This is a genomic window from Streptomyces sp. NBC_01508, assembly GCF_045040315.1.
GTDB lineage: Bacteria > Actinomycetota > Actinomycetes > Streptomycetales > Streptomycetaceae > Streptomyces.
In genome coordinates this window covers 6,944,998-6,967,051 of record NZ_CP109419.1, presented here as the reverse complement: position 1 = coordinate 6,967,051, position 22,054 = coordinate 6,944,998, and the positions used below count along the sequence as shown (strand labels likewise).

19 protein-coding genes are annotated in these 22,054 nt (G+C 72.1%); 9 read left to right on the top strand and 10 right to left on the bottom strand.

Annotation, left to right across the window (positions count from 1 at the left end; translation table 11 throughout):
* Positions 1–31 precede the first annotated feature (31 nt).
* On the bottom strand, positions 32–1,591 hold the full coding sequence (locus OG700_RS32120) for an MFS transporter (RefSeq protein ID WP_405619713.1): 1,560 nt from the start codon (positions 1,589–1,591) through the stop codon (positions 32–34).
* 130 nt (positions 1,592–1,721) lie between these two features.
* Between OG700_RS32120 and OG700_RS32115 the strand changes: the two genes are divergently transcribed.
* Positions 1,722–5,135, top strand: a complete 3,414-nt coding sequence (locus OG700_RS32115; protein WP_405619711.1) for a BTAD domain-containing putative transcriptional regulator — start codon at positions 1,722–1,724, stop codon at positions 5,133–5,135.
* 207 nt (positions 5,136–5,342) lie between these two features.
* On the opposite strand, the gene OG700_RS32110 is transcribed toward OG700_RS32115, so the two are convergent.
* Positions 5,343–6,302: a hypothetical protein gene (locus OG700_RS32110; RefSeq protein WP_405619709.1), complete on the bottom strand. Its 960-nt coding sequence runs from the start codon at positions 6,300–6,302 to the stop codon at positions 5,343–5,345.
* Positions 6,303–6,444: 142 nt separating this feature from the next.
* Here OG700_RS32110 and OG700_RS32105 point away from each other — a divergent pair, with 142 nt between their 5' ends.
* From OG700_RS32105 to OG700_RS32095, 3 genes are all read left to right on the top strand, one after another.
* Positions 6,445–6,741, top strand: a complete 297-nt coding sequence (locus OG700_RS32105) for a hypothetical protein (protein ID WP_405619707.1) — start codon at positions 6,445–6,447, stop codon at positions 6,739–6,741.
* Positions 6,742–6,913: 172 nt separating this feature from the next.
* Complete coding sequence (locus OG700_RS32100; protein ID WP_405619705.1) at positions 6,914–7,936, top strand: phosphotransferase family protein; 1,023 nt, start codon at positions 6,914–6,916, stop codon at positions 7,934–7,936.
* Positions 7,937–7,944: 8 nt separating this feature from the next.
* On the top strand, positions 7,945–9,159 hold the full coding sequence (locus OG700_RS32095) for an acyl-CoA dehydrogenase family protein (protein WP_405619703.1): 1,215 nt from the start codon (positions 7,945–7,947) through the stop codon (positions 9,157–9,159).
* 115 nt (positions 9,160–9,274) lie between these two features.
* On the opposite strand, the gene OG700_RS32090 is transcribed toward OG700_RS32095, so the two are convergent.
* From OG700_RS32090 to OG700_RS32080, 3 genes are read right to left on the bottom strand one after another with little or no spacing between them, the layout of a single operon-like run.
* Positions 9,275–9,868 (bottom strand): TetR/AcrR family transcriptional regulator, encoded by a 594-nt coding sequence (locus OG700_RS32090; protein ID WP_405619701.1) that lies wholly within the window; start codon positions 9,866–9,868, stop codon positions 9,275–9,277.
* Positions 9,869–9,886: 18 nt separating this feature from the next.
* On the bottom strand, positions 9,887–11,701 hold the full coding sequence (locus OG700_RS32085; RefSeq protein ID WP_405619699.1) for an AMP-binding protein: 1,815 nt from the start codon (positions 11,699–11,701) through the stop codon (positions 9,887–9,889).
* Positions 11,698–12,468 (bottom strand): SDR family oxidoreductase, encoded by a 771-nt coding sequence (locus OG700_RS32080; RefSeq protein ID WP_405619697.1) that lies wholly within the window; start codon positions 12,466–12,468, stop codon positions 11,698–11,700. Before OG700_RS32080 ends, OG700_RS32085 begins: the two co-directional genes overlap by 4 nt.
* A gap of 254 nt (positions 12,469–12,722) precedes the next feature.
* Here OG700_RS32080 and OG700_RS32075 point away from each other — a divergent pair, with 254 nt between their 5' ends.
* Positions 12,723–13,334, top strand: coding sequence for a hypothetical protein (locus OG700_RS32075; protein WP_405622141.1), 612 nt, complete (start codon positions 12,723–12,725; stop codon positions 13,332–13,334).
* 166 nt (positions 13,335–13,500) lie between these two features.
* On the opposite strand, the gene soxR is transcribed toward OG700_RS32075, so the two are convergent.
* Complete coding sequence (soxR, locus tag OG700_RS32070; RefSeq protein WP_405619695.1) at positions 13,501–13,971, bottom strand: redox-sensitive transcriptional activator SoxR; 471 nt, start codon at positions 13,969–13,971, stop codon at positions 13,501–13,503.
* A gap of 118 nt (positions 13,972–14,089) precedes the next feature.
* Between soxR and OG700_RS32065 the strand changes: the two genes are divergently transcribed.
* Complete coding sequence (locus tag OG700_RS32065; protein WP_405619693.1) at positions 14,090–14,551, top strand: MaoC family dehydratase; 462 nt, start codon at positions 14,090–14,092, stop codon at positions 14,549–14,551.
* Positions 14,552–14,596: 45 nt separating this feature from the next.
* Here the strand turns inward: OG700_RS32065 and OG700_RS32060 are convergent, their stop codons facing one another.
* Positions 14,597–15,220 (bottom strand): TetR/AcrR family transcriptional regulator, encoded by a 624-nt coding sequence (locus OG700_RS32060; RefSeq protein ID WP_405619691.1) that lies wholly within the window; start codon positions 15,218–15,220, stop codon positions 14,597–14,599.
* A gap of 179 nt (positions 15,221–15,399) precedes the next feature.
* Here OG700_RS32060 and OG700_RS32055 point away from each other — a divergent pair, with 179 nt between their 5' ends.
* Genes OG700_RS32055 through OG700_RS32045 form a run of 3 tightly spaced genes read left to right on the top strand, consistent with a single transcriptional unit; the run spans position 15,400 to position 17,906 of the window.
* Entirely contained in the window at positions 15,400–16,056 is a 657-nt protein-coding gene (locus OG700_RS32055; protein WP_405619689.1) for a TetR/AcrR family transcriptional regulator, read from the top strand.
* A gap of 14 nt (positions 16,057–16,070) precedes the next feature.
* The gene (locus OG700_RS32050; protein ID WP_405619687.1) at positions 16,071–16,865 is read left to right on the top strand and encodes an ArsR/SmtB family transcription factor; all 795 of its coding nucleotides are present in this window, start codon (positions 16,071–16,073) and stop codon (positions 16,863–16,865) included.
* A 33-nt stretch (positions 16,866–16,898) separates the two neighbouring features.
* A complete protein-coding gene (locus tag OG700_RS32045) occupies positions 16,899–17,906 on the top strand; it encodes a DMT family transporter (protein WP_405619685.1) in 1,008 nt (335 codons plus the stop codon).
* A gap of 33 nt (positions 17,907–17,939) precedes the next feature.
* Here OG700_RS32045 and OG700_RS32040 read toward each other — a convergent pair whose 3' ends face one another.
* The 3 genes from OG700_RS32040 to OG700_RS32030 all read right to left on the bottom strand — a co-directional run bounded on the left by OG700_RS32040 (position 17,940) and on the right by OG700_RS32030 (position 21,940).
* The gene (locus tag OG700_RS32040; protein ID WP_405619683.1) at positions 17,940–19,019 is read right to left on the bottom strand and encodes a Zn-dependent alcohol dehydrogenase; all 1,080 of its coding nucleotides are present in this window, start codon (positions 19,017–19,019) and stop codon (positions 17,940–17,942) included.
* A 19-nt stretch (positions 19,020–19,038) separates the two neighbouring features.
* Complete coding sequence (locus OG700_RS32035; protein WP_405619682.1) at positions 19,039–20,451, bottom strand: aldehyde dehydrogenase family protein; 1,413 nt, start codon at positions 20,449–20,451, stop codon at positions 19,039–19,041.
* A 124-nt stretch (positions 20,452–20,575) separates the two neighbouring features.
* Positions 20,576–21,940, bottom strand: coding sequence for an ABC transporter ATP-binding protein (locus tag OG700_RS32030; protein ID WP_405619680.1), 1,365 nt, complete (start codon positions 21,938–21,940; stop codon positions 20,576–20,578).
* Positions 21,941–22,054 lie beyond the last annotated feature (114 nt).

Below are 22,054 nucleotides of genomic sequence, written 5' to 3'. Positions count from 1 at the left end.
CGCACCTCAGGTGCGCACCCGGGTCCGGACTCTAGGCCCGCGCGGCCGGTGCCCGGTCGCCGGACGGTACGGCCCCACGGCTCCTGCGCAGCATGGTGAGCGCGATTGTCGCGCTGATCGCGGCGATGACCGCGCAGGCGAGACCGATCGTGTTCAGCCCACTCGTGTACGCCTCCGCGGCTGCCGCCAGCAGGCCGTCGGCGGGCTCGGCCGGCAGGTCCCTGGCCGCCGTGACGGCGTCCTCCATGGTTCCCCGGGCGGCGTCGGCCGCCGCCGGCGGGGTCCCGTCGGGCACCACGATCGAGTCGCGGTAGACGGCGGTACCGAGGCTGCCCAGCACGGCGATGCCCAGCGCGTTCCCCAGGTCACCGCTGATGGACGAGAGAGCCGCCGCGGAACCGCCCCGCTCGGGCGGGACGGACCCGATGACCAGATTGGTGCCGAGCGACCCGAAGGTGCCGACGCCGACGAAGATGATGACAAAGCCCGCCACCAGCAACGGAATCCCGCCGACCGGATCGACGAACACGAGCATCAGATAGCCGGCCATGCCGATGAGCAACGCCACCCCGACGACGGTGCTGAGCGGGTACCGCTTGGCGATGACCGGCGCCGCCTGCGCGGCGAGGACCGACGCGACGGCCGCGGGAACCATCCACAGACCCGCCTCCATCGGCGAGAACCCCTCCACCATCTGGAGGAACCCGGTGATGAAGAGGTAGCCACCACCGGTACCGAGCATCGACACGGTCAGGATCAGCAGCGCCGCGCTGAACGCGGCGACCTTGAAGAGCTTCAGATCCAGCAGCGGATCGGCGAGCTTGTTCTGCCGCGACACGAACACCGCGCCGACCGCCAGACCACCGGCGATCGCGAGGAGCGGCACCGTCCCGAAGCCGTGGCGCGCCAGCTCCTTGAGGCCGTAGATGACCGACAGGATCGACACCAGTGACAGGACGACGCTGGGCAGGTCGATCCGGCCCGCGTCCGCGTCCTTGTACTCCGGCAGCAGGAGGGGAGCGACGATCAGCAGCAGCACCATGACGGGCACGCCGAGCAGGAACACCGAGCCCCACCAGAAGAACTCCAGCATCATGCCGCCGATCACCGGGCCGAGCGCGGTGCCGCCCATGAAACAGCTGGCCCACACCGCGATGGCACGGGCCCGCTGGTAGGGGTCGTGGAACATGTTGCCGATGAGGGCGAGGGTGGACGGCATCAGCGTCGCGGCGGCGATACCCAGCAGACCCCGGGTGACGATCAGGGCCTCCGCGCTGGTGGAGTACGCGGCTGCCACCGAGGTGGCGCCGACGGCCGTCGCGCCGATCATCAGCAGCTTGCGGCGGCCGATCCGGTCCCCGAGCGTCCCCATGGTGATGAGGAAGCCGGCGATCAGGAAGCCGTAGACGTCCATGATCCACAGGGTTTGGGTGCCGCTGGGGCGCAGCCCCTCGGCGAGATGGGGCAGGGCCAGATACAGCACGCTCTGGTCGACAGAGATCAGCAGGGTGGGCAGGGCCAGCACGGCGAGGCCCACCCATTCCCGGGCCCCGGCCTTCCGGACGGGGGCCTCGGGGGCGTTCGATGACATGGATTTCCTTCCCTCTCCCCGGAGTTGGGGAGCCATGTCGCACGGTGCGCCGCGCCGCTCCCGATATTCTCCCGGTCCGCTCCCGGTCCGCTCTTGGTCCACTCCCCTCGGAGTCGGATAGCCTGATCACATGCGTTTTGGGGTGCTGGGTCCGCTCGGCGTGTGGACGGCCGACGGGGCACCGGTCAGGATCCCCGAGCTGAAGGTCCGTGCCCTGCTGGCGTGTCTCCTGACGCACCGGGGCCGCCCTGTCTCCGCCGACCGGCTCGTGGACGACCTGTGGGGCCCGAAGCCCCCGAACAACCCGCCGGGCGCACTCCAGACGAAGGTGTGGCAGCTGCGGCGCGCGCTGGAGGACGCCGAGCCGGGCGGGCGTTCGCTCCTCGTCTCGCGCCCGCCGGGGTACCAACTGCTGGCCGCTCCCGGCACGGTCGACGCCGACCGCTTCCAGGAACTGCTCGACGGCGCGCGGGCGGTCGCCGACCCCCGGTCGAGGGCAGCGCTGCTGGCGGACGCGCTGGCCGTCTGGCGTGGTCCCGCGTACGCCGACTTCGCCGACGCGGAGTTCGCGCGCACCGCGGCGGCCCGGCTGGCGGAACAGCGGCTGACCGCCGTGGAGGAACAGGCCGAAGCCCGCCTGGAACTCGGCGAACACGCTCTGGTAGCCGACGAGTTGAGCGACTTGGTGGAACTGCATCCGCTACGGGAACGGCTGCGCGCCGCACACCTGCGGGCCCTGTATCTGGCCGGCCGCCAGGACGCGGCGCTCCGCGGCTACGCGCGGCTGCGTACCCGGCTGGCCGAGGAGCTGGGGGTGGACCCCGGCCCCGCGCTGACAGCTCTGCACCGGGCGATCCTCGCCCAGGACCCGGCGCTCACCGCCGCGCCCCCGCCCACCACCTCGGCGGCGCGCCCGCCGGGCAACGTACCCGCTCCGCTCACCGAGCTGATCGGCCGTGGCGAAGCCGTCGAGGACGTACGCCACCTGCTGGGCGCCCACCGCCTGGTGACTCTCACCGGGCCCGGTGGCGTCGGCAAGACACAGCTCGCGCTGGCGACCGCCGCCGGGCTCGGGGCGGCGTTCCCCGGCGGTGTCCACCTGGTGGAGTTCGCGGCGCTCGACCCGGCACCCGGCGCCCCCCGCACCCAGGTCGACAGGTGGGTGGAGGTGAATGAGACGGTCGGCGCGGTGATCGGGGTCCGGGACGACACGACTCGCCCCGAGGGTGCGCCGCTGTCGCCGGCCGCACGCGTCGCGCACGCGCTGAGCGACCGGCCGACGCTGCTGATCCTCGACAACTGTGAACATGTCGCCGCGCCCGTGGCGGAGTTGGCCGAGCAGTTGCTGAAGGCGGCCCCGGCCCTCCGCGTCCTCGCCACCAGCCAGGTGCCCCTCGGCATCACCGGCGAGCGACTGGAGGAGGTGCCGCCGCTGCGGCGGCCCGAGTCGGCCGAGGGGCTGAGTACGGCGGACGTGAGCCGGTTCAGCGCGGTCGAGCTGTTCGTGGCGCGCGCCACGGCCGCGGCGCCGCGGTTCGTCCTCGACGGGACCACCCTCGACGCGGTCGTGTCGATCTGCCGGCGTCTGGACGGCATTCCGCTGGCGCTGGAGATGGCCGCGACGCGCGTACGGGCCCTGGGAGTGGCCGAGTTGGCGGCCAGGCTCGACGACCGCTTCCGGCTGCTCGCGGTGGGCTCGCGCGGCGCCCCGGCCCGGCAGCGCACACTGCGGGCGGTGATCGACTGGGGCTGGGAGCTGCTGGGCGACCAGGAGCGGGCGGTGCTGCGGCGCCTGGCCGTGCACGCCGACGGCTGCACACTCGCCGCGGCGGAGGAATGCTGCGCCGGGGACGCCGGGGACGACCCGGCCGGTACGGACGTTCTCGGCCTCCTCGCCCGGCTGGTGGACAGCTCGCTGCTGGTCATGACCGAAGGCGCGGCCGGCACCGAGGGCGGTCCCCGCTACCGAATGCTGGAGTCGGTCGCGGCGTACGCCACCGAACGGCTCGCCGAGTCGGGCGAGTTGGCCGCACTCCAGCACAGGCATCGCGCCTACTACACGGCGCTGGCCGAGCGCGCCGAGCCGCATCTGCGCGGTCACGGGCAACGCCGGTGGCTGCGCCGTCTCGACGCCGAGAACGCGAACATGCGCTCCGCGCTGGAAAGCGCCGTACGGGCCGGGGACACCGAGTGCGCCCTGCGCCTGGTGAACGCCCTCGTCTGGTACTGGCATCTTCGTGGCCGTAACAACGAGGCCCGGCGCTCCCTCACCCTGGCCCTGTCGACCCCCGCCGACGCGTCCGACGCGTCCGCAGCCCCCGCCGTTCTGGTCGCCAGGGCCACCGGCTGGCTGGGCGGCGTCAGCCTGCTGCTCGGCGGCAGCGCGGACCCCGTCACGGAGTACCGGGCCGCGCTCGGACCGTACGAGAGGATCGACGACCCGCTCGGCCAGGCACGGGCGCGCTGGTTCGTGGCATCCAACCTTTACGGCATCGGCGATCCGGCGCCCAGCCGCACGCTGATCGAGTCGGCGCTCGCCACGTTCCGCTCACTCGGCGACCGGTGGGGTACCGCCGCCGCACTCGCCGGCCAGGCGTTCCACGCCAAGTTGCAAGGGGAGTTCGGAACACTGCGGAGCCATGGCGAGCAGAGCCTGGAGCTTTTCCGCGAACTGGGCGACGAGTGGGGCCAGTTGAAGGCCATGGTGCCGCTCCAGAAGCTGGCCGAGGTGCGGGGCGAGTACGAACGCGCCGCGCGGCTGCACCGCGAGGGGCTGCGGATGGCCGAAGACCTCGGGCTGTGGCCCGAGGTGTCCTTCCAACTGTCGGGCCTGGGGCGGATCGCGATGCTGACAGGCGACCATCCGCGGGCCCGGGAGTTCCACGAGCGGGCCGGACGGATGGCGGTCGAGCAGTCGGACAAGTTCGGGGAACAGTACGCCGAGATCGGGCTGGGGATGGGGGCACGCCGGGCCGGTGACCTGGACGCCGCGGAGGTCCACCTGCGCAGGGTGCTCGACATCCACCGGCAGATGGGCTATCAGCCGGGACTGCCCGCGCTGGTCCTCGCCGAGCTGGGATTCACCGCCGAGCTGCGGGGCGACGCGACGACCGCCCTCCGGCTCCAGCAGGACGGCCTGTCCGCCGCCCGCACCGCCGGCGACGCCCGCTCACTGGCCCTGGCCCTGGAGGGCCTGGCGGGCGCACAGGCCCTGGCGGGCCACGCCGATCACGCCGCACGGCTGCTGGGCGCCGCGTGGGCGGCCCGGGACTCGGTCGGCACACCCCTGCCGGCGGGCGAACAGGGCGACGTCACCCGCATCACGGCGCGGGCGACGAAGGACCTGGGCCGGGCGGCGTTCGACGACGCGTTCGCCCGGGGCACGGCGTCGGCCCCGGACACGTCACCTCAACGCCCCTGCCCCGAGGCCGTGTCCGGGAACGTTGAACGGGTTGCGCGGCTCTCGGGCCGCGCCTGTCCCCAATCGCCGGACGGCCCCGGCGAACCCTTCCGGTCACAGGACCAGGGCGTGTTTCGGAAGTAGCGCCGTCCGCCCGGAGGGCGGGGCCGACGGTGTCTGGTGCGTGCGATCGCAAGGCGGAGGATCGGCGTTGTGGATGGCCCGGCCGTACTTGGACGCCTTCGAAAACGCTGTCAACGCGGTGAGGGGGCACCTCCCGTGGCCCCCCTCGGGGCTACGGGGGAGAGCGTGCCAGGCGTCGTCGGCCAGGCGGGACTCTCGAAGCACGCCCTAGCGGTTGCCCGTCTTGTACCGCGCACGCGTGCCCGCGCGGGGGCGGGCGCCGGAGCCGGTGCGGGACGTCGCCCTCGTGCGGAGCGCCAGCGCGATCCTGCGCTGTTCCCGTCCCGCGAAGCCTGGCTCACGGGCCATCAGCCGGATCAGCTCCTCGCGTACGCCGGTGCTGCGGCCCGCCTCGGTGAAGTACCGGGCCTCCTCGAGCGCGCGGGCGAGCTTGTGGTGGCGGGGCGCCGTTGTCGACGGCTCGTCGAACCAGTTCCAGTGCGGGAAGGACTCGTTGATCTTCGGCTGGCTGTCGGCCAGGTGCGTCCACACGGAGTAGTCCACGGACACGTTGGTCACATGCCCGGCGGGCAGGGTCCGCACCCAGTCGTTGTCGGGGTCCTGCTGCCAGCGCCAGGTGTTCGGGCTGCTGGGGCCGCGCACGGTCACCCCGATGTAGCGGAGCTTGCGGCGGATGACCGCCCACGGCTCGCGGGTCTCCTCGATCCAGCCGGCCAGGTGGCGGTGGAGCGTGCCGAAACTGCGCCCCTGCGCGACGACGTCGACCAGCGCGATGGGGCGCTTGCGGCGCGCCAGCGCGTACGGCTCCAGGCCCACGGAGGCGAGATGTTCACGGAAGCGGCGGCGGTCGGCGGGGCTCCACTCGGTGTCGGCCGTGCAGGAGACCGGCAGCCGCAGCAACTGCCCGTCCCACGGCGAGTGTTCCAGCGCGCCGGTCAGCAGGTCGTACATGGAGTCGAGCGACCGGCCGAGGAAGCAGAGGTCGGCGCCGTCGGAGCGGGCCAGGACTCTGGCGGTGATGCCGGTCAGCCCGGAGAGGACCAGATCGGGGGGCGGGCTCTCGTTCCGCGACGCCGGTAGCGCGCCGAGTTGGTCGGGCCGGCCGCCGCCGAACGCGGACAGGGACCAGCGGTAGGGCTGGGGCGGCGGTACGGCTTCGGCGGACATGCCTCCCAGTACACCATCGCACGCCCGGTCCGGTCATGCGGTTTTCGGGACCCGAAGCGGGCCTACCGGCCCTGGCGGACCGGGCTGGTAGCGTCCCGTCCGGCCACACAAATCACCCCTGAAGACCACAAAGGCGTACATCATGACGGCTCTTCATCAGGAACACCCGACGCACGAGCACACCCACGGACCGGCCTGCGGCCACACCGAGGTGCGGCACGGCGACCACGTCGACTACGCGCACGACGGCCATCTGCACCGCAAGCACGCCGCGCACTGGGACGAGTGCGAGCCCGCCGCCCATGTCACCCACGACACCCACCCCCACCAGCACGGCGAGGGCTGCGGCCATCGCGCCGTGGCGCACGGCGACCACAAGGACTACGTCCACGACGGCCACCGGCACGCCGCCCACGAGGGCCACTGGGACGACCACTGACCCGGACACCCACCGCCGGGTCCGGTTCTCCGGACCCGGCGCATCGATCCCGTCGCACCCCCTGGACGGTTTCCCGTCACGCACTGGACGGCATACCGACTGGTCGGCATCATGAACGGCGAAGGCATTCGACCGCCCCCGCCCGCCCCGCCCGACCATGGAGGTACGACCGATGAGCGCGAGTCCCCCGCCAGGTCTCGACCCGGAGCGGCTGCGCGGCCGTCTCGACCGCGAGCGCCCCGGCCTGGTGGACGGACCGCTGAGCGCCCGGCTGATCGAGGGCGGCCGGTCGAACCTGACGTATCTGGTCACCGACGGCGTCCACGACTGGGTGGTCCGCAGACCCCCGCTCGGCCATGTCCTGGCCACGGCGCACGACATGAGGCGCGAGTTCCGGGTGATCAGCGCGATGCACCCGACGGCCGTGCCGGTGCCGGAGCCCCTGCTGCTGTGCGAGGACCCGGACGTGCTCGGGGCGCCGTTCTACGTGATGGAGTACGTGACGGGGACCCCGTACCGTACGGCCGAACAGCTCGCCCCGCTCGGCCCCGAGCGGACCCGCGCCGCGGTCCTCGGTCTCGTCGACACCCTCGTCGCCCTGCACGCGGTCGACCCCGCGGCGGTGGGACTCGCCGGCTTCGGTCGGCCCGAGGGCTTCCTCGACCGCCAACTGCGCCGCTGGGGAAAGCAGTTGGACGCCTCACGCAGCCGCGACCTGACCGGCGTGGACGAGCTGCACACGGCTCTCGGCCGCGCCCTGCCCCGCTCCCCCGCCCCCACCGTCATCCATGGCGACTACCGGCTGGACAACGTACTGATCGGTGCCGACGACCGGATCAGGGCCGTGCTGGACTGGGAGATGTCCACACTCGGTGATCCGCTGACCGATCTCGGTCTGCTGGTGATGTACAGCGCGCCGCTGGAGATCACCGGCTCCCCGATCAGTACGACCGCCGGCGCGGCCGGCCACCCGGCCCCGGCCGAGCTGATCGAGCGCTACGCCGCCGGGTCGGGCCGCGACACCTCGGCGATCGCCTGGTACACGGCCTTCGCCTGGTTCAAGCTCTCGGTGATCCTCGAAGGCATCCACTACCGCTACACGCTGGGCCAGACGGTCGGCGGCGGTTTCGAGCGCATCGGGGAGCTCGTCCCCGTCTTCATCGAGCACGGCCTCACCACCCTCCAGGAAGGCTGACCGCACCCATGGACTTCGCATTCGACGCCCGCACCGAGGAGCTGCGCACCGAGCTGCTGGCCTTCATGGACGAGCATGTGCGTCCCGCCGAGGCGATCGCGCACGAACAGCGGGCCCGGCTCGCCGACCCGTGGGACACCCCGGCGATCGTCGAGGAGTTGAAGGCCGAGGCCCGTGAGCGGGGGCTGTGGAATCTGTTCCTGCCGGACGCGGAGCACGGCGCCGGGCTGACCAACCTCCAGTACGCGCCGCTCGCCGAAATCACCGGCCGGAGCCCGCAGTTGGCCCCGACGGCGCTCAACTGCGCGGCACCCGACACCGGGAACATGGAAGTCCTGGCCCAGTTCGGCAGCGACGAGCAGAAGAAGCGCTGGCTGGAGCCGCTGCTCGCCGGTGAGATCCGCTCGGCGTTCGCGATGACCGAGCCGGAGGTCGCCTCGTCCGACGCGACGAACATCCGGACCCGGATCGAGCGCGCCGGTGACGAGTATGTGATCAACGGCCGCAAGTGGTACATCTCCGGGGCGATGAACCCGGACTGCCGGATCCTCATCGTGATGGGCAAGACCGACCCGGACGGCGCGGACACCCGACGCCGGCAGTCGATGATCCTCGTCCCGCGCGACACCCCCGGCCTCACCGTCGAACGCGCGATGAGCGTGTACGGCTACGAGGACCACTCCCACGGCGGCCACGCCGAGGTGACCTTCTGCGACGTCCGCGTCCCCGTGACGAACCTGATCGGCGAGGAGGGCGGCGGCTTCGCCATCGCCCAGGCCCGGCTCGGCCCCGGCCGGATCCACCACTGCATGCGGCTGATCGGCATGGCCGAGCGCGCCATCGAGCTGATGTGCCGACGAGCCGTGTCCCGTACGGCCTTCGGCAAGCCCATCGCCCAGCAGGGCGTGGTCCGGAACTGGATCGCCGACGCGCGGGTGAGCGTCGAGCAGTTGCGGCTGCTGGTGCTCAAGACGGCCTGGCTGATGGACACGGTCGGCAACCGGGGCGCGCACACGGAGATCCAGGCCATCAAGATCGCGACCCCACGCGCGGTGGTCGACATCATCGACAGCGCGGTGCAGTTGCACGGCGCCGGCGGGGTCAGCCAGGACTACCCGCTGGCGGAGCTGTGGGCGGCGGCGCGGACGCTGCGGCTGGCGGACGGGCCGGACGAGGTGCACCAAAGGTCGCTGGCGCGGCGGGAGTTGAAGAAGTACGTGTAGCGCTGTGACCGGACGGGCTACAAACGCAGCCCGTCCGGCGATTGAGGACAGGCGCGGCCCAAGAGCCGCGCGACATCGAGAACGCCCGCGGTGAATCCACGGGTCCCGCGCCCGGTTACGGGCGCAGCGCGCGCAGCAGCAGGTCCGCGAGGTGGTCGGCGACCTGCTGCGGGGTGAGCGGGCCGTCCGGGCGGTACCAGGTGGAGAGGTGGTGGACCGATCCGAAGTGGTAGTCCACCACCAGGTCGGACGGCGTGGCGGAGGTGAACATCCCGGCGCGCTGGCCCTCTTCGACCAGCGCGCGGAACCGCTCGTGGTAGCGCCGCCGCTCGGCCCGTACCTGCTTGTTCTTCTCCGGGCTCAGATGGTGCATGGAGCGGAAGAAGATCGCCGCGTCGTCCAGGTTGTCGATGGTGGTCACGACCACGTCGGCAGCCGCCGCGCGCAGCCGCACCTCCACGGGCTCGTCGGCGTCGGCGAAGGCGTCCAGGCGCTCCTGCTGGAGGCGGAGCACCCGTGCGTACACCTCCTGGAGGAGGTCTTCCTTGGAGCCGAAGTAGTGGTAGAGCGCGCCCTTGGTGACGCCCGCCGCCTCCACGATCTCCTGGACCGACGTGCTGCCGTAGCCCTGCTCGGCGAAGAGCCGGGTGGCGGCGGCCAGCAGCCGCTGGGGTACGGGCGTGCTGGTCCCGGCCGTCGTTCTGGCCACGGTCGCCACCTGCCTTTCTCAGTCCTCCGCGGTGTCCGCCGTCGTGGTTTCGGCCGCCTTCTCCCGGCGTGAACGCAGTTCCCGCCTGAGGATCTTCCCACTCGTGGTCTTGGGCAGGTCGGGCAGGATCTCCACCCGGCGTGGATATTTGTACGCGGCGAGTCGCTCCGCGCAGTACGCCGCGAGTTCGGCGGGGTCCGCCGTCGCCCCTGGCCGCAGGGCGACGTAGGCCTTCACGCTCTCGCCGCGGTAGGCGTCGGGGATGCCGACCACGGCCGCCTCGCGCACCGCGGGGTGGGTGTAGAGGACGTCCTCGACCTCGCGCGGCCAGACCTTGAAGCCGGACGCGTTGATCATGTCCTTCTTGCGGTCCACGACGTAGAGCCAGCCGTCGGTGTCCATGAAGCCGATGTCGCCGGTGCGCAGTTCGCCGTCCGGGAAGGTCTCGGCGGTCGCCTCGGGCAGCTTCCAGTAGCCGGAGACGACCTGGGGGCCGCGTACGGCGATCTCGCCCTGCTCGCCGAACGGCACGTCCCCGCCCGTCTCGTCCACGATCCGCACGACGCAGTCGGGGCCGGGGACACCGACGGACAGCGTGCCGGATACCGGGTCGACGGGCGCCTCCTTCTCGGGCGGCACGGACGCGCAGGGGGCGGTGCACTCGGTGAGCCCGTAGCCGTTGCGCAGATACGGGCCGAAGGCCGCGCGGAACCTCTCGACCAGCGCGGGCGGCACCGGGGCGCCGCCCGACGAGAGCACGGCGAAGGAGCTGAAGTGGTCGGGCGTGGCGGCCGGGTGGGCGGCGAGGGCCATGAAGGCGGTGGAGGGGCCGACCGTGTACGCGGGGCGGTGCTCGGCGAACGCGTCGAGGACGACGCCGGGTTCGAAGCGGTAGGCGAGGATCAGTGTGCCCATGTTGGCGACGCAGGCGGCCAACTCGCAGACCAGGCCGGTGATGTGGAAGAGCGGGGCGAGCGCGAAGTAGCCGGCGCCCTCCGCGAGGGGGTGGCCGACGCGCTGGCGTTCGGCGTTGACGGTGATGTTGCCGTGGGCGTTCATCGCGCCCTTGGGGGTGCCGCTGGTGCCCGACGTGTAGCTGATCAGCGCCACGTCCGACGCCACCGGGTCGCGCTCGGCGGGCGCGGGCAGGCCCTGGCGGGCGACGGCGAGCAGATCGTCGGTGTCGGCGGGGCGCGGCAGCCGTTCGAAGCCCAGGACACGGGGGTCGTCGCGGGTCTGGAGTTCGTGCTCGGCGACGGTCAGCACGATCCGTACGGGGGACGTCCGGGCGGTCTCGCGCAGGAACGACTCCCAGGCGCGGTCGGAGCAGACCAGCGCGCTCACTGCGGCGTCCGCGAGGACGTGGGTGATCTCCCCCGACTTGTACATCGGGTTGACGGGGACGACGATCGCGCCGGCCTTCCAGGCGGCGAGCAGCGCGATGACGAACTGCGGGGTGTTCTGGAGCATGATCGCGACGCGGTCGCCGCGCGCCAGGCCACGGGCGGCGAGATGGCCGGCGACGGAGTCGGAGAGCGCGTCGGTCTCGCCGTAGCTGAGCCGGCCGTCGAAGTAGACGAGGGCGGGATGGTGCGGGGCCCGGTCGGCGGCGGCGCGGAAGGCGTGCAGGACGGAGGTGGGCGGGCGGATGACGGAGCGCTGGGCCGCGGTGAGTTGGGCGAGCCAGGGTTTGTCTACGTAGCGGAGAGGCGGGGTGGGTCCGGGTGGGGTGGGTCCGGGTCGGGTAGATCCGGGTCCGGTGGGGCCGGTCTGCGTGGATCCCGGCCGTACGGATCCCGGCGGTATGGATCCGTCCGCCGTGCGCTCCGTCATCGGCCGGCCTCTTCCCATTTCTGCTGAATCTGGTTCATACCGGTCAGCCAGCGGTCGGGGTCGGTGGAGCGGGCCCGGTAGTAGTCGGCCACCTCGGCGTGCGGCAGCACCAGGAACCGGTCCTCGTCCATCGCGTCGAACAGCGCCTCGGCGACGTCCTCGGGCTCGATCGCCGTCGGGGCGAGCACGAGTTCGCCCGCCGATCCGGCGGCGGTCAGCATGTCCGTACGGACGCCCTGCGGGCAGATGGCGTGGACCTTGAGCCCGCGGTGGCGGTAGGTCAGCGAGAGCCATTCCGCGTAGGCGAGCGCGCCGTGCTTGGTGACGCTGTACGGCGCGGCGCCGATCATCGTGAGCAGCCCGGCGGCGGAGACGGTGGAGACGAACCGGCCCGTGCCGCGCTCCAGCCAGTCGGGCAGCAGGATCCGGGAGGCGCGTACATGCGCCATGACGTTGACGTCCCAGGCCGATGCCCAGACGTCTTCGCCGGCGAAGGCGTCACCGCCCGAGCCGAGGCCCGCGTTGGCGCAGTAGATGTCGACGGTGCCGCCGAGCGCGTCGCGCGCCCGCTCGACCACGGCGGAGGCGTCGCCCGGTACGGCGACGGTGCCGGCGCCGATGTCCTCGGCAACGGCCGCGGCCTTCTCGGGGTCGAGGTCGTTGACGACGACGCGGGCTCCCCCGGCGGCGAATCCGCGGGCGAGGGCGGCACCGATTCCGCCGCCGGCTCCTGTGACCACCACACGCGTGCCCCGCACCGTACTCATCGGACCTGCCTCTCCGGTTCGGCGCGTTCGCCGCGCTCGCCCCCGGCAGACTAACCAGTCGGTATGTGACGGCGGAAGGGGGCAACCGGAAAGGGGGACAACTGGGGCCGACCGTCAATCGCGGCACCTCCGACGGCAGCCCTCACGAGTGAAAACTCGTCTGATGGCTGCCATCGGATTTTCGATGGAGCCGGATCGGGCACGCGTACGTCTATTGGATGACGCCGATGCTGCAACCGACGGAGGTGGAGGCGATGGCCGGATTCCGGAGCCTCGCGAGACAGGTGCGTGATCCGCGATGCGATCTGGCACTGCGCCGGCATTCACTGCGTAAGTGCCTTGAACGATTTGCCCCTTACGGGCATCGAGCCACCTGGGACCATCTGTGCGAACGGCACGACATCGAGCCGGAGGACAGGGCTCCCGATCCGGCGCGGCTGACGGCCGCGCTCGACGAACTCGAAGAGGCACGGGCCGTCTGGCTGGCCTACGAGATCCAGTTCGCCGAGCGCCGTAAGCGCGAGAAGCACGACGGGCTGAGAAGACCGGGGACGTTCGACGACTGGCACCGGCGGACCTGGGGCGGCAACGGGGTGGTGCGGTGCGACAATCCGGCCGTCCACCCGACGGAGCCGCTGGCGGAGGTGTTGCGCCGGTTGATCGCCGGGCTGGAGTCGGGACCTGGCGGGGTGTGCCCGGTGTGTGCGGAGAAGGGGATCGTCTGGCGGCCGGATCTGTCGCAGGCTCCGTGGTCGGGACCGGTGTGCAAGGGCTGTGGCATTGTCGTGCCGCGGCCCGTTCTCACGTCCGAGGCCATGGAGCGGGCGAAACTCGTGCGGCAGCGGGAGCCGGCCTCGGCGGCCTGACCCGCCGGGCGCCGGGCGGGACGGCCCGATGAGGGCGGGCGGTGAACGGCACACGGACATCAGGGATGCGAATACGGCTACGGATACGGATCGGTCAGGGCGCGCCGATCCGTCAGGACGTACGGTCCCGGCCGGGCCGGACACATGCGTCGACGGCGCGCGGCGACTACCGCGGCGCGCGCTTGCGCTCCGCCAGGAGCCGGGAGCCCGACATCCGGTCACCGAACACGTCGTCCGGGTTGGACAGCACGCAGGTGTCCAGCGAGAGACACCCGCAGCCGATGCAGTCGGTCAGATGGTTCCGCAGCCGCCCGAGTTGTCTGATGCGCTCGTCCAGTTCCGAGCGCCACGCCTCCGAGAGCCGGGCCCAGTCGTCGTGGTTCGGCGTACGCCCCTCGGGAAGTTCCGCGAGCGCGTCCCTGATGGTGGCGAGCGGGATACCCACGCGCTGCGCCGCGCGCACGAAGGCGACGCGGCGGAGGGTGTCCCTGGTGTAGCGGCGCTGGTTGCCGCTCGTCCGGCGGCTGCTGATCAGCCCTTTTGCCTCGTAGAAGTGCAGGGCCGAGGGCGCGGCACCGCTGCGCTCCGACAACTGCCCGACGGTGAGTTCATGGACCTTCTCCGGAATCTGCGGCACCTGGCCGAGCCTACGCGAGGCGCCGTGTCACGCGTTGACAGGACTGGTGGCCCCAACCATGCTGAGCAAGCGCTTGGACACCGCCCGGACGGCGCTTGAGAGGCAGGTATCGACAGACATGGCTGAGCCGAGGATCTTCACATCCGCGCAGGAGCTGCACGCCGCTGTCGGCGAGCGGTTGGGACACAGCGACTGGCTGGAGGTCGACCAGAAGCGGATCGACCTCTTCGCCGAGGCCACCGGTGACCACCAGTGGATCCATGTGGACCCGGAGCAGGCGGCGACGGGACCGTTCGGCACGACCATCGCGCACGGCTATCTGACGCTGTCGCTCCTGCCGGTCCTCGTCCCGCAGATCCTGGCCGTCGAGAACGTGACGATGGGCGTCAACTACGGCCTCAACAAGGTCCGTTTCCCCTCCCCCCTGCCCTCGGGCTCGCGGGTGCGTGCCACGGCGGCGCTGAAGGACGTCGCCGAGGCGGGCGGCGGTGTGCAGGTCACCGCCGTCGTCACGGTGGAGCGCGAGGGCGCCGAGAAGCCGGTCTGCGTGGCGGAGTCGATCTCCCGCTACTACTTCTGACCGGGTCCGTCCGGTGGCCGGTTCGTCCTCAATCGCCGGACGGGCTCATCTGGCCACCACCATGCGCAGCACGAGGTCGGCGTAGAGCGCGCCGACCTCGTCGGGCGTCCGGCGCCCCTGCGTGTTGAACCAGCGCGCCACGTCGATGCAGAGCGACAGCACCGCCAGGGTGGTGCCCGGCACGTCCGGGACGTCGAACTCCCCGTCGCGTACGCCGTCCTGGAGGATCCGGCGCACGACCGCGTCGCTGCGCCTGCGCAGTTCGACGATCTCGGTGCGGTGCTCGTCGGCGAGGGCGTCGAGTTCGTACTGGACCACGCGCGCCGTGGTGTGGCGTGCCGCGTGCCAGCCGACGAAGGAGCGGACCGCGTCGGTGAGCCGCTCGGCCGCCGTGCCGTCGCGGCCGGCGGCGGCGTCGAGGATCTCCAGGGCCTTGTCGTGGCCGATCCGGCTGATCCGGTGAAGCAGCTCTTCCTTGGTCTTGTAGTGGATGTAGAGCGCCGCCGGGCTCATGCCGGCGCGGCCGGCGATGTCGCGGGTGGTGGTGGCGTGGTAGCCGCGTTCGGCGAACGCCTCCACGGCGGCGACGAGCAGCCTTCTGGCCGCCTCGGGGGTGACCTCACCCCACGGCATGTCCTCGCCGTCGGCCGTCCGTTCCGCCGTACGCATCGCTCTCGCCCCTTCCCGTCGGCAGAACGCACACCCTACCTCGAAGGTGAGCAAGCGCTTAGGCCGTGTCCGGCGGCCTGCTGTCGAACCGCTGTCGTACGGCCGTCGCGGCCCCACCCCGCCCCCGTCCAGCATCGCCGACAGGCCCGCGCCGGGGTCACAGCCATACGATGTGCGCCATGGCCCGACCCCGCAAGCCGCTGCTCAGCAGAGACCGCATCGTCGCGACCGCGGGCGCGCTCGTGGACGCCGAAGGGCTCGGTGCCGTCTCCACCCGCCGGCTGGCCGCGGAGCTGGGCGTCAGCGGGCCGTCCCTCTACAACCACTTCCGCAACAAGGACGAGATCCTGGACGCCGTCGCCGACTCCGTCAGCGCGCAGGTCGATCTGTCGATGTTCGACGCCGACGACGTACGGGACTGGCGCACCGCGCTGCACGACTACGCCGTCTCGTACCGCGCCGCGCTCACCGCGCATCCGCACATCGTGCCCGTGCTCGCCCAGGGTCCCGGCCGTCGCCCGGCGGGGCTGCGGGTGGCCGACGCGGTCTTCGGCGCGATGGTCCGGGCGGGGTGGCCGCCGATCCAGGCCACCCATATCGGGGCGCTGATGCGGTACTTCATCACGGGCTCGGCGCTCGGCTCGTTCGCACGCGGCTTCGTGGACGACGAGACGGCGTACGACCCCGCCGAGTATCCGCACCTCGGCCAGGCCCATCTGCTGGCCGAGCGGCAGCAGCGGGTGGACGAGGGGGCCTTCGAGACGGGGCTCAGGGCACTGATAGACGGGCTGGCCGCGCAGTACGAGACGGTTCGGGCCACACCGAAGGGTTTCTGAGGCACCCTGGAGGCATGCCGAAGACCACCACCCCGAACCCGGCCGGTTCCGCCGCGGAACCGGCCACCGTCGACGAGGCCACCGCCGACCCCTTCGGGCTCCCCGCCGCGTCGGCGTCCCCCGGCTCGCTGCTCGCGGGCTTCGCCGCGCTGCTCGCCGACGAGACACGGGCCGTCTTCTGCCTGTCCCTGCTGGACGGGCGGGCGTGGACGGCCGGCGAGCTGGCCCGCGAGGCCGGTGTCGCCGCGTCCACCGCCAGCGAGCACATCGGGAAGCTGATCGCCTCCCGGCTGGTCACCGAGGAGCGACAGGGCCGCCACCGGTACGTACGGCTGGCCGACGCGACCACCGCCGAGCTGGTCGAGTCGCTGGCCGCGCACGTGATGCCGGACCGCGACAGCCCGCACATCGTGCGGGCGTCGGGGGCGAGTGCCGCCATGGCGCGCGGGCGCACCTGCTACGACCATTTCGCCGGGCGGCTCGGGGTGGCCCTCACCGACGCCATGGCGCGGCGCGGACTGCTGCTGATGGACGCGGGCTTCGCACTCACCGAGCAGGGCACCGGCTGGTTCCGGGAGCGGGGAATCGCGCTGGAGAGCGCCACCCGGCGCCCGGCGGTCAGCTCCTGTCTGGACTGGACGGAGCGCCGGCGTCATCTGGCGGGGGTGGCGGGGGCGGGTCTGTGCCGGCTGGCCCTGGAGTCGAAGTGGTGTGTGCGCATCGGTACGGAGCGGGCGGTACGGGTGACGCCGGTCGGGGAGCACGCGTTCGCCGAGCTGCTGGGGATCGAGGCAGCAACACTTCGGTGACAGCCGAACTGTCAAGGGCTTAGCATCGCTCCCATGGCGAACTCTTCCGGTCCGCGTGCCCAGGCGCGCCCGGCCGCACCGACCACCGCTCCAGGCACAGCCACCTCCACCCCCACGTCCACCGCCACCTCCACCCCCACTACCGGCCGCGCGCAGCCGCTGGCCCTGGCCGCCGCCGGGGTCACCGTCGTCCTGTGGGCGTCGGCCTTCGTGTCCATCCGCAGCGCGGGCGAGGCGTACGCGCCGGGCGCGCTGGCGCTCGGGCGGCTGCTGACCGCGTCGCTGGTGCTGGTGGCGATCCTGCTGATACGCCGCGAAGGGCTGCCGCCGCGCGCCGCCTGGCCCGGCATCGTGGTGTCGGGGCTGCTCTGGTTCGGCGGCTACTCGGTGATCCTCAACTGGGGCGAGCAGCTGGTCGACGCGGGCACGGCGTCCCTCGTGGTGAACATCGCGCCGCTGCTCATGGCGCTGCTCGCGTTCCGTCTGCTGGGCGAGAACCTGGCGCCCCGGCTGCTCAGCGGCATGGCGGTGTCCTTCGCCGGGGCCGTGGTGGTCGGCCTGTCGATGGCCGGTGGCGGCGGCACCTCCGTGCTCGGTGTGGTGCTCTGCCTGGTGGCGGCGGTGGCGTACGCGGGCGGTGTCGTCGCGCAGAAGCCCACGCTGGCGTACGCGAGCCCGTTGCAGGTCACCGCGTACGGCGCCCTGATCGGGGCGGTCGCCTGCCTGCCCTTCGGCTGGCAGCTCGCGCGGGACGTCGCGCACGCGCCGCTGTCCGCGACGCTCAACATGGTCTATCTGGGCGTCTTCCCGACCGCGCTGGCGTTCACGACCTGGGCGTACGCCCTGGCCCGTACGACCGCGTCGCGGATGGGCGCCACCACGTACGCGGTACCGGCGATCGTCGTCCTGATGGCCTGGCTGCTGCTGGACGAGATCCCGGGCCCGCTCACGCTCGCCGGTGGTGTGCTCTGCCTGGCGGGAGTCGCGGTGGCGCGCTCCCGACCGCGCCGGGTGAAGGCCCGACCGCCCCAGGCGCCTTGAGTCTTGAGTCTTTGGCCTTGAGTTCCGGCGCCCTCAGAAGACGATCAGCGCCCGGCCGCCGCGCCCGGCGACCATGGCGTCGAAGGCGGCCGGGATCCCGTCCAGCGTGATCCGCGCCGTCACCATCGAGCCGAGGTCCAGGCGGCCGGCCCGGACGTGTTCGGCCAGAAACGGCAGATCGCGGACCGGGTCGCAGTTGCCGTACACACACCCCGACAGTGTGCGGCCCCAGTGGAACAACTCCAGTGCGTTGAAGGTGACTTGCTGGTCCTTGCCGCCGATGCCGACGACGGTGGTCCGGCCGCCCCGGCGGGTGGACTCCCAGGCCGTACGGATGGTGACGGCGCGCCCGACGCACTCCACGGCGACGTCCGCACCGTGCCCGCCGGTGAGCTTCCGTACGTCCTTGGCCGTGGTGGCGGAGGAGACGAGGTAGTCGGTGGCTCCGGCCGCCCGCGCCAACTCCTCCTTCTCCGGGGAGACATCGACGGCGACGATCGTGGAGGCGCCCGCGATCCGCGCGGACTGGAGCACCGCGAGGCCGACGCCGCCGACGCCGAAGACCACGACGGTCTCGCCCGCGCGCACCCGGGCGCTGTGGTGCACGGCGCCGTAGCCGGTCAGGACGGCGCAGCCGAGCAGCGCCGCGTCGGTGAGCGGGATGCCCTCGGGGACCGGCAGGACGCAGTTCGCGGCGACGACCGTCTCCTCGGCGAAGGCGGCGACGTTCAGACCGGGATGGAGCCGCGTGCCGTCCGCCGTACGGGCGTGGATCGCGCCGGCGCCGGTCAACGCCGAGGCGCAGAGCCAGACCTCACCGAGCCGGCAGTGGTGGCAACGGCCGCAGGACGGCGCCCAGTTGAGGACGACGCCGTCGCCCGGGGCGACGTGGGTGACACCCTCTCCGACGGAGACGACCGTGCCCGCGCCCTCGTGGCCGAGGACGGCGGGGACGGGCAGCCGCATGGTGCCGTCCGAGAGGGACAGGTCGGAGTGGCAGACCCCGGCGGCGGCCAGTCGGATCCGCACCCGGCCGGGGCCGGGCTCGGGCAGTTCGATGTCGGTGATCTCCAGCGGAGCACCAACGGCGGGCAGGACGGCGGCGCGGACCACGATCGGCTTCTCTCCCGGCTCAGAACTGGAGGGACTTGGTCTGAAGGTACTCGGCGAGACCGTGCGGGCCGAGCTCCCGGCCGACGCCCGACTGCTTGTAACCGCCGAACGGGGCAAGGGGGTTGAACCGGCCGCCGTTGATGTCGACCTGGCCGGTGTCCATCCGCCGCGCGAAGGCGACGGCCTCGTCCTCGTCGCCCGCCCAGACGGCTCCGGCGAGGCCGTAGACGGTGCCGTTGGCGATCCGCAGGGCGTCGTCCTCGTCCTCGTAGCGGAGGATGGACAGGACGGGGCCGAAGATCTCCTCCTGGGCGATGCTCATCTCCGGGGTGACGTCGGCGAAGACGGTCGGCGCGATGAAGTAGCCGGTGTCGTGCGGGGATCGGGCTCCGCCGGCGACCAGCCGGGCGCCTTCGGCGATGCCCTGCTCGATGTAGCCGCGCACCCGCGCCTGTTGCCGCGCGTTGACGACGGGGCCGACCCGGCACAGTTCGTCGTGCGGGTCGCCCGCCCGGTACGAGGCGACGGCGGCCCCGGCGGCCTCCACCGCCTCGTCGTAGTGGTCGGTGTGGACCAGCATCCGGGTCCACGCGCTGCATGTCTGGCCGGAGTTGGTCATCACGTTGGCGACACCGGCCTTGACGGCCTTGGCGAGATCGGCGCTCGGCAGGATCACGTTCGCGGACTTGCCGCCCAGCTCCAGCGCGACCCGCTTGACGGCCGCTCCCGCCGTGGCGCCGATCTGTCGGCCCACGGCGGTGGAGCCGGTGAAGGAGACGAGGTCGACGTCCTCGTGCGCGGCGAGCGCCTGCCCGGCGACGGCGCCGACTCCGGTGACCACGTTGACGACACCGGCGGGCAGTCCCGCCTCGTGGACGGCCTCGGCGAAGAGCCGCGCGGTCAGCGGGGTGTCCTCGGCGGGCTTGACGACGATCACGCAGCCGGCGGCGAGCGCGGGGGCGACCTTGGCGACTATCTGGTGCAGCGGGTAGTTCCAGGGGGTGATCGCGCCGACGACACCCACCGGCTCCATCAGTACGGTCGAGTTGCCGATCCGCTCCTCGAAGGCGTAGGAGGCGGCCAGTTCGGCGTACGATCCGGCGACGAACACCGGCACCGAGGCGTGCACCGCCTTCGACAGCCGCAGCGGCGAGCCCAGTTCGGCGGTGACGGTCTCGGCGATCTCGTCCTTGCGGGCGGCCAGCGCGTCCCGCAGGGCCGTGAGATGCGCGGCGCGTACGGCGGGCGGGGTGGCCGCCCAGCCGGGGAAGGCGGCCCGCGCGGCGCGTACGGCGGCGTCGACGTCCTCTGCGGTGCCGGCCGGGACCTCCGCGATGACCTGCTCGGTCGCCGGGTTGACGACGGCGATGGTGTCGGGTCCGGCGGCGCGGCGCCACTCGCCGCCGATGTACATGCTGTCGTGTGCCTTCATCGCTGGTTCCTCCCGGGGACTGCCGCGTACGGCCGGTTCGGCGTCGTCACCCACCAAACTAGCGGTGTTAGTTTTACGGCGCCAGGGATCCCGGGGGTCCCGAACGTCACATCCCGCACGGCGTTCACACATCCAGACCGGGCATGTCCATCGGCGCGGGACAGATCCGTCGGCCGTAGTGGTCGAAGACGTACAGATGCGCCACATCGACCAGGAGCGGCACCTGCGCTCCCGTGCGCAGCCGCATGTCGGGACCGGTCCGCACGACGAGGTCGCCCGACGTGATCGCGGGACTGTCCGGGGTGTACGGGGCGGGGGCCGCCGGCTCAGGATCGTCCAGCACCACGACGGGACCCGAGACATTGCCAGGGACCCGGCCGGGGACATGCGCGGCGGCCCGCTCCCTCAGCCGCTCCAGCACCCCCGGCCCGCCGCGTCGGCGGCGCGGCGCCGTCCTCGGCCGGGCCGATTCGAGGTCGGGCACCACGGCGGGCCGCGAGCCGGTGTTGAGATGCACCAGCGCCTCGTGCCCCTGGTACTCCATGTGCTCGACGATGCCGCTGAGCGCCACCTTGCCGGGCCGCGCCTGGCTGGGCGGGGCGATGCGCACCGCCTCGGACCGCAGCCCGACGATGATCTGCCGGCCCTGCTGGATCCGGAGCAACTGGTGGTCGGGGCTGAGCGGTTCGGGCAGCGGCAGGCGCTGGCGGCCGAGGTCGATCGACATCCGGCCTTCGAGCGGCGCGTAGACGACGGCCTGGAGCAGATTGATGCGCGGGGTGCCGATGAAGGCGGCGACGAAGACGTTGTGCGGCAGCGCGTACACCTCGCGCGGTGAACTGACCTGCTGGAGCACGCCGCCGCGCATCACCGCGACGCGGTCGCCGAGTGACATCGCCTCGGCCTGGTCATGTGTCACATAGATGGTCGTGACGCCCAACTCGGTGGTCAGCTGGGCTATTTCGGCCCGCAGACGATTGCGCAGCTTGGCGTCGAGATTGGACAGCGGCTCGTCCATGAGGAACGCCGACGGACGCCGTGAGATGGCGCGGCCCATCGCGACGCGCTGGCGCTCACCACCGGAGAGCTGACTGGGGTAGCGGTCCAGGACGTTCTCGATACCGAGCATCCGGGCGGTGGCCTCGATACGTTCCGAGCTGTCCTGCCGGGGATTCTCCAGCCGGAGCGGGAAACCGATGTTGTCGCGGTTGGTCATGCTCGGGTACAGCGCGAAGTTCTGGAACACCATCGCCATGCCGCGCTCGCGGGGCGGCATGAGATTGGAGCGCTCGCCGTCGAGCAGCAACTCGCCCTCGGTGATGTCCTCCAGACCGGCGATCATCCGCAGCACCGTGGACTTGCCACAGCCCGAGGGGCCGAGCAGCACGACGAACTCGCCCGGGTCGATGTCCAGAGAGAGCCGGTCGACGGCGCGTGTGGACCGTCCGTACACCTTGCTGACACTGTGCAGAGAGATGGCGCGAGTCATGAGGATTCCGCCCGGAAGGTGAGGTTGAGCGTCTGCGACGCCTGAAGTTAGCCGACTACGCGGGGTCAGGGAATGACTTGCGGCGTCACAGGTGGCACCTGGGGCGATACCCGG

Excerpts from the sequence above, each read along its gene's own strand:
- OG700_RS32120 (WP_405619713.1), bottom strand. The coding sequence starts at position 1,591 with ATGTCATCGAACGCCCCCGAGGCCCCCGTCCGGAAGGCCGGGGCCCGG.
- OG700_RS32115 (WP_405619711.1), top strand. The coding sequence starts at position 1,722 with ATGCGTTTTGGGGTGCTGGGTCCGCTCGGCGTGTGGACGGCCGACGGG.
- OG700_RS32110 (WP_405619709.1), bottom strand. The coding sequence starts at position 6,302 with ATGTCCGCCGAAGCCGTACCGCCGCCCCAGCCCTACCGCTGGTCCCTG.
- OG700_RS32105 (WP_405619707.1), top strand. The coding sequence starts at position 6,445 with ATGACGGCTCTTCATCAGGAACACCCGACGCACGAGCACACCCACGGA.
- OG700_RS32100 (WP_405619705.1), top strand. The coding sequence starts at position 6,914 with ATGAGCGCGAGTCCCCCGCCAGGTCTCGACCCGGAGCGGCTGCGCGGC.
- OG700_RS32095 (WP_405619703.1), top strand. The coding sequence starts at position 7,945 with ATGGACTTCGCATTCGACGCCCGCACCGAGGAGCTGCGCACCGAGCTG.
- OG700_RS32085 (WP_405619699.1), bottom strand. The coding sequence starts at position 11,701 with ATGACGGAGCGCACGGCGGACGGATCCATACCGCCGGGATCCGTACGG.
- OG700_RS32080 (WP_405619697.1), bottom strand. The coding sequence starts at position 12,468 with ATGAGTACGGTGCGGGGCACGCGTGTGGTGGTCACAGGAGCCGGCGGC.
- OG700_RS32075 (WP_405622141.1), top strand. The coding sequence starts at position 12,723 with ATGGCCGGATTCCGGAGCCTCGCGAGACAGGTGCGTGATCCGCGATGC.
- OG700_RS32065 (WP_405619693.1), top strand. The coding sequence starts at position 14,090 with ATGGCTGAGCCGAGGATCTTCACATCCGCGCAGGAGCTGCACGCCGCT.
- OG700_RS32060 (WP_405619691.1), bottom strand. The coding sequence starts at position 15,220 with ATGCGTACGGCGGAACGGACGGCCGACGGCGAGGACATGCCGTGGGGT.
- OG700_RS32055 (WP_405619689.1), top strand. The coding sequence starts at position 15,400 with ATGGCCCGACCCCGCAAGCCGCTGCTCAGCAGAGACCGCATCGTCGCG.
- OG700_RS32050 (WP_405619687.1), top strand. The coding sequence starts at position 16,071 with ATGCCGAAGACCACCACCCCGAACCCGGCCGGTTCCGCCGCGGAACCG.
- OG700_RS32045 (WP_405619685.1), top strand. The coding sequence starts at position 16,899 with ATGGCGAACTCTTCCGGTCCGCGTGCCCAGGCGCGCCCGGCCGCACCG.
- OG700_RS32035 (WP_405619682.1), bottom strand. The coding sequence starts at position 20,451 with ATGAAGGCACACGACAGCATGTACATCGGCGGCGAGTGGCGCCGCGCC.
- OG700_RS32030 (WP_405619680.1), bottom strand. The coding sequence starts at position 21,940 with ATGACTCGCGCCATCTCTCTGCACAGTGTCAGCAAGGTGTACGGACGG.